At 66.6% G+C, this 13,174-nt stretch carries 10 protein-coding genes; 7 read left to right on the top strand and 3 right to left on the bottom strand.

Translation table 11 applies throughout. The features are described 5' to 3' along the window. The first annotated feature begins 1 nt into the window (after window position 1). From LGM56_RS13670 to LGM56_RS13650, 5 genes are all read left to right on the top strand, one after another. Complete coding sequence (locus LGM56_RS13670; protein ID WP_226205116.1) at window positions 2-1,597, top strand: MBL fold metallo-hydrolase; 1,596 nt, start codon at window positions 2-4, stop codon at window positions 1,595-1,597. A gap of 79 nt (window positions 1,598-1,676) precedes the next feature. Then, window positions 1,677-3,122, top strand: a complete 1,446-nt coding sequence (locus tag LGM56_RS13665; protein WP_226205114.1) for a serine hydrolase domain-containing protein — start codon at window positions 1,677-1,679, stop codon at window positions 3,120-3,122. Between the two features lie 7 nt (window positions 3,123-3,129). Continuing rightward, window positions 3,130-3,573: a GNAT family N-acetyltransferase gene (locus tag LGM56_RS13660; RefSeq protein WP_226205112.1), complete on the top strand. Its 444-nt coding sequence runs from the start codon at window positions 3,130-3,132 to the stop codon at window positions 3,571-3,573. Then, a complete protein-coding gene (locus LGM56_RS13655; protein ID WP_226205110.1) occupies window positions 3,570-4,817 on the top strand; it encodes an MFS transporter in 1,248 nt (415 codons plus the stop codon). The genes LGM56_RS13660 and LGM56_RS13655 overlap by 4 nt, the downstream gene beginning before the upstream one ends. 92 nt (window positions 4,818-4,909) lie before the next feature. Further along, window positions 4,910-5,728, top strand: a complete 819-nt coding sequence (locus LGM56_RS13650; RefSeq protein WP_226205108.1) for an aspartyl/asparaginyl beta-hydroxylase domain-containing protein — start codon at window positions 4,910-4,912, stop codon at window positions 5,726-5,728. Between the two features lie 349 nt (window positions 5,729-6,077). On the opposite strand, the gene LGM56_RS13645 is transcribed toward LGM56_RS13650, so the two are convergent. Further along, window positions 6,078-7,826 (bottom strand): cholesterol oxidase substrate-binding domain-containing protein, encoded by a 1,749-nt coding sequence (locus LGM56_RS13645; RefSeq protein ID WP_226205106.1) that lies wholly within the window; start codon window positions 7,824-7,826, stop codon window positions 6,078-6,080. Window positions 7,827-8,990: 1,164 nt separating this feature from the next. Here LGM56_RS13645 and LGM56_RS36755 point away from each other — a divergent pair. Both LGM56_RS36755 and LGM56_RS13640 read left to right on the top strand, forming a co-directional pair. Continuing rightward, on the top strand, window positions 8,991-9,122 hold the full coding sequence (locus LGM56_RS36755; RefSeq protein WP_256990202.1) for a hypothetical protein: 132 nt from the start codon (window positions 8,991-8,993) through the stop codon (window positions 9,120-9,122). A 107-nt stretch (window positions 9,123-9,229) separates the two neighbouring features. Continuing rightward, window positions 9,230-10,051, top strand: coding sequence for a helix-turn-helix domain-containing protein (locus LGM56_RS13640; RefSeq protein WP_226205104.1), 822 nt, complete (start codon window positions 9,230-9,232; stop codon window positions 10,049-10,051). Window positions 10,052-10,377: 326 nt separating this feature from the next. On the opposite strand, the gene LGM56_RS13635 is transcribed toward LGM56_RS13640, so the two are convergent. Both LGM56_RS13635 and LGM56_RS13630 read right to left on the bottom strand, forming a co-directional pair. Then, complete coding sequence (locus LGM56_RS13635; protein ID WP_226205102.1) at window positions 10,378-11,472, bottom strand: helix-turn-helix transcriptional regulator; 1,095 nt, start codon at window positions 11,470-11,472, stop codon at window positions 10,378-10,380. Then, window positions 11,469-13,172, bottom strand: a complete 1,704-nt coding sequence (locus LGM56_RS13630; protein WP_226205100.1) for a cyclic peptide export ABC transporter — start codon at window positions 13,170-13,172, stop codon at window positions 11,469-11,471. The genes LGM56_RS13635 and LGM56_RS13630 overlap by 4 nt, the downstream gene beginning before the upstream one ends. Window positions 13,173-13,174: the final 2 nt, after the last annotated feature.

Raw genomic sequence — 13,174 nt, 5'->3', positions numbered from 1 at the left:
CATGACCCCGATCTACCTGAAACCGAACGTCGTCTTCGAACCGCTGGTCAATCAGTGGTATGCGTGGACGTTCCTGCTGCAGCCGGCGACCTGCGCGCTGGTGATGAAGCAGGTGCACCTGCGCATCATGGAATCCTTCATCCGCGCACCCGAGCTGCACCGGCGCTCCGCCGCGAAGATGGCCGGCGGGCCGTTCCTCAACGGCGGCCGGGAGCTCGTGCCGGCGGTCGACGCGCTGATCCGCGACACCCGCACGCGCGCCGCGCCGCTGCTGGCGCTGGCGGACGCGCTGCGCGAGCTCGACGAGCTGCTCGCGCGGGAAGGGGGCGGCGACACGCTGTCGCCGCTGTATGCGCGGGTGCCCGAGCCGTTGAAGGGTGTCGTCGAGCTGGGCTACGACCTGCGCGGCCACGCGTCGTACCGGCTGTTCGAGCGGCTGCTGTACGACAGCGCCGGCTATCTCGACGCGCTGCAGAGCGTGAACGGCTTCCTCGCGACCAGCGACGACCGGAGCTTCATGCTCAGCACGCCGCGCTTTCCCGACGAGCACATGGTGCAGATCCGCCTGCCGTTCCGCGATGCGCTGTACGACGAACTGTTCGCGGCCCGCCACGCGGGCGCCGCGCCGGACCTGATCGATCGCCTGCTGGTTCACGCGGAGGGCGGTGCCGAGCGGCGCGCGGCGCTCGAAACCTGGTTCACCGACGCGCCGCCGCCGCGCCCGCCGTCGGCGCCGGCGCGTGCGGGGCAGCCGGTGCGGGTGCGCTACTTCAACCATGCGACGGTGCTGGTCGAAACCGCGGAATTTTCGCTGCTGACCGATCCGATCGTCGGCTATCCGCTCGGCCAGGGCGACGATCCGTTCACGTTCGCGGATCTGCCCGAGCGCATCGACTACGTGCTGCTGACCCACAACCACCAGGATCACATCGTGCTCGAGAGCCTGCTGCAGCTGCGGCACCGGATCGGCACGCTGGTGGTGCCGCGCAGCCACGGCGGGTTCCTGCAGGACCCGTCGATCCGGCTCGCGCTCGAGGCGTGCGGGTTCGAGCGGGTGGTCGAGGTCGGCGAGCTGGACAGCGTGCCCGTGCCGGGCGGCGAGATCGTGGCGCTGCCGTTCCTCGGCGAGCACGGCGATCTGCATATCGCCGCGAAGATGGCGTTCGCGCTGAAGGTGGACGGCAAGAGCATGCTGTTCGCGGCCGACTCGAACAACCTGCAGCCGGAGCTGTACCAGCGTATCGCGCAGCGCATCGGCCGGATCGGCACGCTGTTCATCGGCATGGAATGCGAAGGCGCGCCGATGTCCTGGCTGTACGGCGCGCTGCTGAACGAGCCGCTCGGGCGGCAGTTCGACCAGAACCGCCGGCTGAACGGCTCCGACTGCGCGCGCGCGTGGCCGCTGGTCGAGTGCTTCGCGCCGCGCCAGGTGTTCGTCTATGCGATGGGCGCGGAGCCGTGGCTCAAGTTCATCTCCAGCATCGACTACGCGCCGACGTCGCTGCCGATCGTCGAATCGGACAAGCTGATCGCCCGCTGTCACGCGCACGACATCCAGTCCGAGCGGCTGTACCTGAAGAAGGAAATCATCCTCTGAGCGTGGGCGGCCGCGCGGCCGCCCGCATCGTTTCGTGTCGTCTCGTCTCGTCGAATCGTCGAACCAGGAAATCACTCCCATGCCGGATCGTCATCCGTCCCGTGTCGCTGCCGCCTTCAAGATGCTCGCCGCCACGGCCGTGCTGTTGCTGGTGATCGCCGCGGGCCTGCTGTATTGGGCGCTGCCCGCCGCCACCGGCTACGCGTCGCACTACCTGTGCGTGCGCGCGCTCGCCGGCGGCGACGGCGATGCACGTGCGCTGTTCGCGCGCGAAGTCAAGCCGATCAATCCGTTGTTCAACTTCGTCACGTACCGGATCGACCGTGCGCGACAGACCGTCGAGGCCGCCGGGCTCGGCGTGTTGCGTTCGACGGTCGCGCTGTACCGGCCGGGCCTCGGCTGCACGATCGCGCCGGCCGGCGCGATCGACGCATTGCGCGCGGATGGCCGCGGCCTCGCGCTGCCGCCCGCCGCGGCCGATGCCGGCTACGTCGACCACTACGGCAACGCCGACGATGTCGCGCCGGCCGATCCGCTGCCGGCGCTGAGCGCCGTGCTGGATCGCGCGATGGCGGAGCCGTCGCCCGCGTCGCTGCGCAACACGCTGGCCGTGGTCGTGCGGCAGGACGGCAAGCTCGTCGGCGAGCGGTACGCGCCGGGCGTCACGGCCGACACCCCGTTGCTCGGCTGGTCGATGACGAAAAGCGTCACCGCGTTGCTGGCGGGCGTGCTGGCCCGCGACGGCAAGCTGACGCTCACGCAGGATCACCTGCTGGACGACTGGGCGCAACCCGGCGATCCGCGCCAGGCGATCCAGTTGCGCAACCTGCTGCAATGGACGAGCGGGCTGGATTACCAGGAAGGCTATCTGCCCGGCTCGGACACGACGAAGATGCTGTACCAGTCGACCGACATGGCGCGCTTCGTCGCGAGCCGGCCGCTGAAGGTCGCGCCCGGCCGCGAGGTGGACTACCAGAGCGGCGGCAGCGTGCTGGTCGCGAAGATCGTCGCGCGCGCGATCTCGCCGCGGCCGCTCGACATCGTGCCGTTCGCGCGGGCGCGGCTGTTCGAGCCGCTCGGCATCCGCACCGCGATGATGGAGCCCGACGCGTCGGGCACGCTGGTCGGCGGCAGCTACATGCTGGCGTCGGCGCGGGACTGGTCGAAGCTCGGCCAGTTGATCCTGCAGCAAGGCGTGTGGCGCGGCACGCGCATCGTCGAGCCGGACTGGGTGCGCTTCATGGCGACGCCCCAGGCGGCGCGGCACGACGGCCGGCTCGGCGCGCATCTGTGGCTGAACGCCGGCGTCGGCGGCGCGCGCCGGTTTCCGTCGCTGCCGGCGGACCTGATGATGATGGACGGCTTCAATCACCAGCTGGTGGTGATCGTGCCGTCGTGCCGCGCGGTCATCACGCGGCTGGGCGCGACGGTGGACCACAGTTGGGATACCGAACGTTTCGTCGCCGACGTGATGGCGAGCCTGCCGGGCTGTACGGGCCCGGCAACCACGACTGCCGCGAGGTAAGCGCATCATGAAGATCATCGTACGTGACGCCGTGGCCGCCGATACGCGGGCCCTGTGCGAACTGTTCCTGCGCTCGCGCCGCGAGACCTTCGTCTGGCAGCCGGCCGGCGCGTTCCAGCTGGCCGATTTCGAGGCCCAGACGGAAGGCGAACGGCTGAGGGTCGCCGAGGACGACGACGGGCGACTCGCCGGCTTCGTGTCGGTCTGGGAGCCCGACCATTTCATCCATCACCTGCACGTGCACCGGTCGCACCACCGGAGCGGCATCGGCCGGGCGCTGCTGCGCGCGTTGCCGGGCTGGCCGGCCACGCGTTACCGGCTCAAGTGCCTGCGCGCCAACGTGCCGGCGCTGGCGTTCTATGCCGCGTGCGGCTTCGTCGAGATCGGCGCCGGCAGCTCGGAAGACGGCGAGTACCTGCTGCTCGAGTCCGGCGGCAAGGCCGGCCGATGACCGTCCACCTGCGGTACTGCCTGCAGCAGGCGGCGTTGTGGGGCACCTTCGGCCTCGTGCTGCCGGTCGTCACGTTGTTCCTGCTGCACAGCCATTTCACGCTGTTCGAGATCGGGCTTTACGCGGCGGTGTTCAGCCTGTCGACCATCGCGCTGGAACTGCCGTTCGGCGCGATGGCCGACCGCGTGGGCCGGATCCGGACCTATCGCGTCTCGCTGCTGATGAACAGCATCGGCTGCGCGCTGATGCTGTGCTTCAGCCAGAAGCCGGTGCTGTACCTCGCCGCGGCGAGCTTCGGCGTCGCGCGCGCGATGAGTTCCGGCACCGTCGACGCGTGGTATGTCGGCCTGCTGCGCGAGCACGGCGAGACGAACCGGATTCCTTATTTTCTCGGCCGCGCGGAGCTGGCCTCCGCGCTCGGGCTGGCGAGCATGTCGCTGGTCGGCGGCGTGCTCCCGGACCTGATCGGCAGCCGGCTGTTCGACAACCCGTACCGGATCGGCCTGGCGCTCGCAGGCGGCCTGTTCATCGTGCTGCTGGGCCTGACGTCGTGGTTTTTCGCCGAGGCTGAGCAGGCGCCGCCCGAGCCCGCGCCGGCCGGCCGGATGCGCGACGATCTGCGCGAACTGGTGCGCTTCGCGTGGCATGGCGGCGCGGTGCGGCCGCTGATCCTGCTCTGCATGCTGCTCGGCGGCGTCGTGTCGGTGCTGGAGAGCTACTGGCCGGTGGTGCTGAAGACGCTCGTGCCGATGCATGGCGCGACCTGGGCGTTCGGCCTGTTCCTCACGCTGATGCTGGTCGTCAAGGGCGCGGGCGGCTGGGTGTCGTATCGCGTGATGAAGCATTGCGCCGCACGGCCGGCGCTCGCCGTGTCGCTGCCGTTCGCCGGGCTCGCCGCGAGCCTCGTGCTGACGCGCTGGGCGAATCACGTGGTCGCGTTCGGCGCCGTGCTGAGCGGGGTCGCGCTGTTCCTCGGCATCGCCGGCGCGGTGGTCAACGCGGTGCTGCATCACCGGACGCCCGATGCGTTGCGATCGCGCGCCGTCTCGTTCTTTTCGCTGGTGTTCCAGCTCGGCAGCATGATCGCGTCGATCCTGCTCGGCTACCTGGTCAGCCAGTGGGGCGTGCAGGCGGTGTGGTGCGGCGTCGGCGTGCTGGTCGCGGCGGCGGCCGGGTACGGCGCGTCGATCGGCGGCTGGGCCGCCGACCCGATGGAGGAGGCGAAGACGACGGCGCGCGCATAGGCCGGGCGCACCGTTTCGATTCATGTGTGATGCGTCATGCGGAAGCGGCAATTTTTGTGTTTGTCACCCCACGATAGCCAAGGAGATCGACTTTGAAACAGGAGATGCGCATCGCGATTCACGAGACGCTGGAGGCGCTCGTGTCGCAGTACGGGACCGCGGAGATCGAACGCGTGATCGAGTTCGTCGACATCAACACGGGGCGGGTTCCGCTGCCCGCGTTGCCGAAACATCAGCGGCCGCTGCTGTTCTATTTCCCGGGGCTGGACGGCAAGCCGTGGTACGAGGCGTCCGATTATCCGGCGCTCGAGGCGTTCACGTCGACGCTCGAGGCGTCGGTCGACGTGCTGCGCGAGGAGTTTCTCGCCCAGGTGACCACGCCGATGCTGCTGCCGTACGAAGAGCAGGTGGCAGGGCGTTTCGAGTCGATCCGGCGCAACGACTGGGGGTCGTTCTATTTCAGGCGCAAGGGCGAGCCCGAGGTCGAGGAGAATTGCCGCCGCTGCCCGCGCACCGCGGCGCTGATGCGGCAGGTGCAGGACTTCCTCAGCCCGAGCGGCGCCTTCATCTTTTCGGTGATCCAGGGCGGGACGCGGATTCCGCCGCATACGGACACGACGAATCTCAAGCTGACCTGCCAGCTTCCGCTGATCGTGCCGCGCGGCTCGCGGCTGCGCGTCGGCGACGAGATTCGCGAGTGGCCGGACGGGCGCGCGATCATTTTCGACGATACGTTCGAGCACGAAAGCTGGAACGACAGCAACGAGCCGCGGGTTTGCCTGCTCGTCGACATCTGGCATCCGGGCATCACGCGTATCGAGCGGGATGCGGTGGAGCGGCTCGACGCCGCGATCAGCGAGCATCTCGGGCTGGATTTCCGGCCGCCGTGGGCGGAAGCGGCCGCGGCGTAAGGCGGGGAGGGGCGGCCGGCTGCGGGCGACCGGTCGCCTTTTGACGATCGACCGATGGCAGTGTGACAGGGGTGCCGACGCGGTTTTGCGCGGAGCCGTTGTCGAATCACGCGCCGCATCCGGCAATCACTTCGACAGTCGTGCATTGGTGCGGAGCGCTTCGCGGCCGCGCTCCCGCGGCCTGGCGATCCGCAGGCGAGCCTGTCGGGTCGTCGATTCAGCCGTGCCGCCGCTCGCCACGGTTCCAGCCTGCCGGCCGCCACATCCTGAATGACCTGGTGAACCTGCACGGTTCGCGCATCGTCATCCGTTCCGTGGCGGCCATGGCAGCCGGCTTCCGCCGGGCTCCCTACGGCATCAGCCGGTCGAGCAGCGGCGACCGGAAGATCCGGTGCGGGTCGTAGCGTTCGAGGGTCGCGCGCGCCGTATCCCAGCTGCTGGACGGCGGCTGGCCTTCACGATGCAGGTTCGGAATCGTGGTGGTGAGCATCGTGTCGTCCTGCCAGGCGGCCGTGTCGGTATAGGCCCAGCCCTTCGACCATTCGGGGCGCACCGTCGCATACGAGCCGGTGTAGTTCGCGAGCATCCATTGCTCGATCTCGCGATAGAAGCGATCGGCGCCCGGCGTGCCCGGTAACGTCAGGATGTCGAACCACACGGCGGTATCCCATTCCGGCCGGTCGGGGCGCGGCTTGAGCGCGGACAACGCGGGCACGGCCGCGCCCGCGCCGGCATCGGCCGGCTTGTCGAGACCGGTGACGCGGATCTCGACGGGACCGTTCATCGGATACGCGTTGCGCGCCTTGTACGCGTCGACGCGGTTCTGATAGAACTGCACGAATTCGCTGATCACGCGCTGCACGTCGGCGCGCCGCGCCAGTACCGCGTAGCCGTTCGCGGTGACGCGCAGCGTCGTCGGCCGGATGTACTGCAGCACGGTGCGCGACCAGCCCCAGATGTCCCCGCTGAGCGTGAGTGCGAGACCGGCCGTCGTGATGGCCAGCTGCGTCTGGCCGAACAGCGGCGTCAACGCGCCTTCGCCGCCGATCACGATCCGCTTGACGAGATCCGAGATGGTCTGCGAGATCGAATCGGAGAACGGATAGTTGTACGGCTGCGTGACGGCGCGCGACAGGAGCGGCTTGCTGGGCGTCGGCGTCCAGACCTTGAGCCACGGCTTGGTCGTGAACGGGAACCAGATGGCTTCCACCCGGCCCGAGCCTTCGAGAAACGATGCGATGGTGCGGCCCGTCGAGCCGGCCGCGCCAAACAGTTCGGATGCCGGAATATCGACGTAGCTCTGGCAGCGCAGCCGCTGGTTCGGGCCGGCCGTCAGCGTGACTTCGACGACGAACGCCCGCCCGATGTGCGCGAGGAACGCGCCGATCTCGGGATCGCCGCGCTCGAACCGGCGCAGCACGTATTGCTGCCGGGCCGGATCGAACACGACCGCGGTGAGCGCGACCACGAGATTGCTCAGCGAGCCCCAGGTATGGCCCGGCTGCAGGGTTTCACCGGCCGCCGGCACGGCGGTGCCGTGTGCATCGATCGCGAGCGCGCCGCCGAGCGTGATGTCGCCCGGTGCCGGCGCGGCAATCACGCCGAGGCCATATTGCTCGAGCGTCGCGAGCAACGACTCCAGCGAGACGCCTGTCTGGGCGGTGACGCGCGCCGGACGTGTGGACGTGTCGACGGAGACGGCCGTCAGCGACTTCGTCGTATCGAGCAGCACGAGGTTCGCGGCGCCGGCGCCCGGGTCCAGCGTCAGCGGCGACCAGTTGTGCATGTAGCCGCGCGGGCGTATCCGGTAGCCGTTCGCGCGCGCCCAGTTGACGGTCGCGACGACGTCGTCGGCGGAGCGCGGCGCGGCGGTCCATACGTCCTGCACGGCGATCTCGCCGCTCCAGTTCTGGAACGCCTGCTTGTAAAGCGGGATGTCGGCCGGGAAGCCGGGCGGTGTGTCGCCGGCTGTCCGCGCATGCGCCGCGATCTGGTAGAGCGGTGTCCAGCCGGTGACGATGCCGGCCGCCGCGAGCTTCGCCATGTCGGCCAGGAAGGCGCGACGCGGCGCAGGTTCGTCTCGGAAGTCGTGACTCATGGTGTGCTCCAATTTTTCGGCATTGTTTTGAAGATTGGAAAGACGACAAATGACGCGTTGAGACTGGTGTGGCAATCGATGCAGGCGTGACGCTCGGGAAGCGTCGCGCTCGGGTCGGGCAGGATTGAAAAATAACGATGCGTTCGGCAATGCGCGGTCGCGCATCACCACGGGCGTCTAAAAGGAAATCGAAAAGCCGTCGGGAGATTGCTGCAATTGGCCGTCGGCCTGTTCTGTCGACAAGCGGATAGGGAAATTCGACGAAATCGCGTGCGGCGAAGCGCTAGCCGTGGCGATCGATAAAAGATGACTTCACGTGAATATTAATCGCCATGTTTCGATTTTTTAAATAAACCCGGCCGCAGTTCAAGGTTGATTGAAGGTGTGTCGTATATTTCGGTCGAAAGCGTAACAATTTATCTATCGGGTGACAAGCCGCGGAGTTGACGAATTTCGAGTCATTTAATATGGAAATTTTATGACGGAAAATGGCTTCGTCCTTTGTGGGTATTTTGCAACGCCGGTCTCGGAGGCCCGCAACCGTGGGCTTGGAGCGGAAATTATGCTTCGCCGCCGCGCATATTGAATCGATTGTTGAGCGAATCGAAATAACGTCCGGAAGATATGACTTGAAACCATATCGATAAGCAGGGTACGGGTGAAATCCGACAATTCCTCTCTCGAATGGCGCTTCCGGATGAAAATTCGTGGTATGCGTCGCCGGGGCGATTATTACCAAAGTTCGTGGTAAACGGAGGTTGATTTATTCGTGCGTTGATAATAATGCCGATGAGTGGCTTGCGGATTGATCGATTTCCGGTTAGCGGGCGATGTGGTTTTAAAAAATGGATGTCGGGTTAACTGCAAATGTCTTAAATCATCGTTATCATACGCGGCTGGGATATACATGGATCAAATTCAATGGAAAGAATCGTTTCGCTTTTTGATCGCGATTTTTCGTTGAATTCGCCGGGAACGCGCCTGCGTCGAGCCGGCGCCGGGTTGTCCGATTCAGGTCTTCAGCACGTCCGGCGGCGGCGCGTTTTCGTCCCGCCACGCGCATCGACCGAAATGGACGTTTCGGCTGCTGGCAGCGTCGCCCGTCATGAACGTCCATCGATGCGACGCCCATCGCCGCGCGCGGTCCGATACGGAGGAAACATCGTGCCGGTTTCCCGTTCGTCATCGGTCGGTTCGATCGTCGGTGACGCGGCGGCGCTCGCCGTGCCTGACGATCGTTCGTACGCGCATGGCGTGTTCCGGATCGCGCGCCGGCGGCGCGCGTTGCCCGCCTGATAACGCGTGCGACACAGCGCGACCCGACGCGCGCCGCGCCAACCGTGCCGGCTCGCGCGCGCCGGCGTGGCGCCAGGTCCTCAAGCACGCACAACAAGGAGAGTCAGATGTTCGCGAAGCTCGGGAAGGTGATTTCGAGCGCCGGCAGTGAGCGGTTCGCATCCGACATGCATGCATTGCTGGTCGAATCGATTCCGCTCGCGATCACCCGGATGACTGAATGGACGCTCGACGAGCCGGCGGGCGAAGTCGTCCGCGTGCAATCGCTCGGCGCGTTCGGCGCGCCGGGCGGCGACGGGCGCGGCGCGCCGGCCGCGCACGGCGAGCGGGAACCGGCCGCGCATCCGCCGTTGAACCGGATCCTGGCGGCCTGCGACCGGCAGCTCATTCACATCAATCCGCTGTTGCGGCGTGGCAATGGCGGCGACGTCGCGCCGCCGCGTGGGCCGGGCGGCGGATTTCAATGCCATCTCGTGTCGGGCAAGGCGAATCGCCGCTACGTGATCTCGCTGCATCGCACGGCATCGCATCGCGACTTCTCGTTGCAGGAAATGTCGTTCCTGAAGAATTTCGCCGATACGCTGCTGCCGCTCGTCGAGTGGCATGCGTCGACGCGTCGGCACGGCACGCTCGAATGCGTGACGGCGCCCGGTGCGACGGCAGGCTTGCCCGGCGTCGACGCGCTGCGCCATGAGTTCGAATCGCGGCTCGCGCGCGCGCGGGTCGTGCTGTCGGCGCGTGAAAACGAAGTGTGCCTCGGCCTGCTAGCGGGCAAGATGCTGCGCGAAATGGCCGGCGAGCTTGGTGTGAAGGAGAGCACGATCGAGACGTACATCAAGCGCGCCGCGGTGAAGCTCGGCATCAGCGGCCGGCACGGGCTCACGAAATGGATGATCGACGATTCCGTCCCGTGCGCGTCGGCGGCGTGACGCCGACATGCCGCCGACGTGCGACGCACGCCGCCGGCCGACTGGCCGGGATGGCTGCCGCACGTGCCCGCGCCGATGCGCGTCGGCGCGGGCGATGACGACGATGTCACCGGGTGCGGCAGCGCGGTTTGCGGCGTCGGCTAGATTGCCGACGTCCGATGCGAGATGGAACCAGCGGCAGTCTTCCCATGGAGTTTCGCGCGTCGCCTGCGCCTGCGCCTGAGTCTGCGTCTGCGTCTGCGTCTGCGTCGCGCGCGCTGAAGTGCCTGGCGTGCCGCGCCTGACGCACGCGCGCCGCCTGATGGGTGTGTACGGGCCGCGTGCCCTCAGGTTCCGATGCGCGGCGACGCGTAGTCGCGCCGCACGCTTCGCATGCCGTCCCCGCCCGCTTCCGTCGCGGCCCCGGCCGTCTCGTCGAGCATCCAGCGCGTCAGGCCATGACGCCCGCTGAAGCCCAACTTGACGGCGGCCCGCTTCAGGTAGGTCTCGACGGTGCTTTCGCGCAGCGCGAAACGCATGGCGATGGCGGGCACCGTGTCGCCGGCCAGCAGTGCCGTGCACGCCTCGATCTCGCGCGTCGACAGCTTGACGCCCGCTTGCCGCAGACGCTCGGCGAACCGCCGCGCCACGCGCTCCCGGCCCGATTGCGTCGCCGGCGGCGCGGCGAGCGTCACATGGGCGGCCGGCGGCGTCGAATCGAGCGCCGCGACATGGCTCTCGACGATCGGAAACAGCACGTGCGAGAGTTCCTTGAGGAAGGTCCGCTCCTGCGGCGAGAAATCGTCGAACGTACACGTGCGATACAACGAGATCACGTAACAGTGGCCCCGCTTGCGGGTCACGAGGTGGAATTGCGCGTAACGCGGCGACACGACCGCCGCCTGCATGACGATGAAGCGGTCGAGCTGCGCGTGGATCGGGCCGTGGCCGGCGAGCGTGTCGTCGACGTGCAGGGGGCTCGCCCCCGGGCGCGGCGGCATCTGCGGCCCGCAACAGGCGGCGGCCACGCCGGCCTTCGCGAGCGCCGCGCCGACCGCGCCGAGGCTGCGCACCGCGGGATGGCCGTCAGGTGAGTCGTCGACCGCCAGCTCCGCAATGCGGATCTCGTCGACGGGAACCGCCGCGGCGATCAGGTTGTACATCATTCGGGGGAAACGTCGGCTCCCGCTGCTCGAGATCGCTTCGCCGACGTGTGCGAACAATCTGCTGAACTCCATGAAAGGATTCCTGATGAGACGTTGAAGCTGCGCGTGCGCGCATGGATGCCGACGTGATTTAAACACCCGCGTGCGAATGCGTCTGTAACGGTTTGCCGGGACAGACGCATCGCCGGTCGTCGAATCCGGTACGGCGCACGGCGAGCGTTCCGCCCGTTTGCGACGGACGGCGCGCATCGTGTCCCCATCAGGATCGCGGCTCATCCGGCGGCTTCGGCCGGGACGGCGCACACGGCCGTATCGGAGAAGATGCGGCCGCTATCGAGGCGAATGACCCGGTCCGCCAGCTTGAAGTACTGATCGTCGTGGGTAATGATGACGACGCATTTCCCGCGGGATTTCAGGTCGGGAACCAGCACTTCATAGAAGAATCGCTTGAAGACCGGATCCTGATCGGCGGCCCATTCGTCCAGGATGTAAATCGGACGATCCTCGATGTACGCGCAAAGCAGCGCCAGGCGCTTGCGTTGCCCGGTCGATAGCGCCCGGGTGGTCGAGTAGGTCCGGCCGGAAATCTTGATCTTGTCCGCCAGCTTCAGGGTGTCGAGGTACTTCCGGGCAAGCTCGATGCTGTCATTGCCCCGATCCGGCCCGATGATGCGATTGAACAAATGGAAATCGGTGAAGACGGCGGAAAACAGGTTTCGGTAGCGTTCCCGGGCATCGTCGTCGATGACTTTTCCATCGAGGGAAATGGTGCCGCCGGTCGGCGCATAGAGGCCGCTGAGGACCTTGCCCAACGTGCTCTTGCCGCTGCCGTTGCCGCCGATCACATAGACGAGTTCTCCGGCATGAATCGTCATGTTGATGGGGCCGAGCACGAAGTCGGCCGACGATTCATTGTCGCGGTAGTTCATCGTCACCTCGTTCAACTCGATGACCTTCCATGACTTCGGCGATGGGGATGCCACGGTGCCCGGAACGGGCGGCTCATTGCGTGCGTCCTGCGTGTCGTCGATCAGGAAACCGAATTCCGCCAGCCGGGCGAGCGCGGTCTTGCCTTCGGCCACCACCGGCAGGATATTGATCAGCATGGTCAAGGGCCCCATCATGTAGAGCACGGCCAGGATGCTCGCCGTGAGGACGGACGGATCCACGACGCCGAGCGAAGGCACGCCGAACAGCAGGAATCCGAGCAGCACCGCGACGGTGATCTGGCCGATGCTGTCGCCGCTCATGAACCAGAAGCGTTCGATGTAGTTGAATCCCGCCACGCGCTTCGATGACAATTCGATCGCGGCCCGGGTGAACCAGCGGCGCCTCGCCCGGTTGAGCTTGAGTTCCTTGATGCCGAACACGAGGCCATGCGTGTATTCGTTGAACTGGACGAATTCATCGCGAACCCGCTCCGTGAAATTGACCGCCTTCCGATAGAAGAACAGGTAAAGCACGAGGCCGACGAGGGTCAGGATCATCGTCGACGCGAAAACGATCCACGAGAGATAGGCGAGATAGACGATGCTGCAGATCAGCACGACGGATTGAACGATGATCGTCGGGATGGTGAGCAGCGTCTGGCTCAGTTGCGGAATGTCCTGCGTCAGCATGGTCAGCACATGGGGGGCGCCGCGTCGATCGATTTCATCGAGCGGGGTCGCCAGGATCCTTTTGCACAGGTTGACGCGCAATCTCGTCATGACTTTCATGCACGCATAGGACGGCATCACGGCCGCGCCGCTCCTGCAGACCACCGCGATGACGTTCACCGCAATGAACATCAGCAGCAGCGTCCGTCGATCGGACGGGTCGTGCAGCACGGTGCTGATCAACCCGACGCCCACGATCGACGCGATGCCGCTGACGAGGCCCGTCAGGACCGTGCCCAGCGTCAGCCAGGGATGACTGCGCCACATCAGGGTGACGGCGGAATGCCAGGGCGGCGATTTGCTTTGAGCGGAATCCATGA

It is taken from the genome of Burkholderia sp. AU38729, assembly GCF_020419725.1.
Taxonomy (GTDB): Bacteria; Pseudomonadota; Gammaproteobacteria; order Burkholderiales; family Burkholderiaceae; genus Burkholderia.
Note: the sequence above shows the minus strand (reverse complement) of the source record. Positions and strands in the feature narration are given on the sequence as shown.

Coding starts and splice junctions, on each gene's coding strand:
- LGM56_RS13670 (WP_226205116.1), top strand. CDS start 2: ATGACCCCGATCTACCTGAAACCGAACGTCGTCTTCGAACCGCTGGTC.
- LGM56_RS13665 (WP_226205114.1), top strand. CDS start 1,677: ATGCCGGATCGTCATCCGTCCCGTGTCGCTGCCGCCTTCAAGATGCTC.
- LGM56_RS13660 (WP_226205112.1), top strand. CDS start 3,130: ATGAAGATCATCGTACGTGACGCCGTGGCCGCCGATACGCGGGCCCTG.
- LGM56_RS13655 (WP_226205110.1), top strand. CDS start 3,570: ATGACCGTCCACCTGCGGTACTGCCTGCAGCAGGCGGCGTTGTGGGGC.
- LGM56_RS13645 (WP_226205106.1), bottom strand. CDS start 7,826: ATGAGTCACGACTTCCGAGACGAACCTGCGCCGCGTCGCGCCTTCCTG.
- LGM56_RS13640 (WP_226205104.1), top strand. CDS start 9,230: ATGTTCGCGAAGCTCGGGAAGGTGATTTCGAGCGCCGGCAGTGAGCGG.
- LGM56_RS13635 (WP_226205102.1), bottom strand. CDS start 11,472: ATGAGCCGCGATCCTGATGGGGACACGATGCGCGCCGTCCGTCGCAAA.
- LGM56_RS13630 (WP_226205100.1), bottom strand. CDS start 13,172: ATGGATTCCGCTCAAAGCAAATCGCCGCCCTGGCATTCCGCCGTCACC.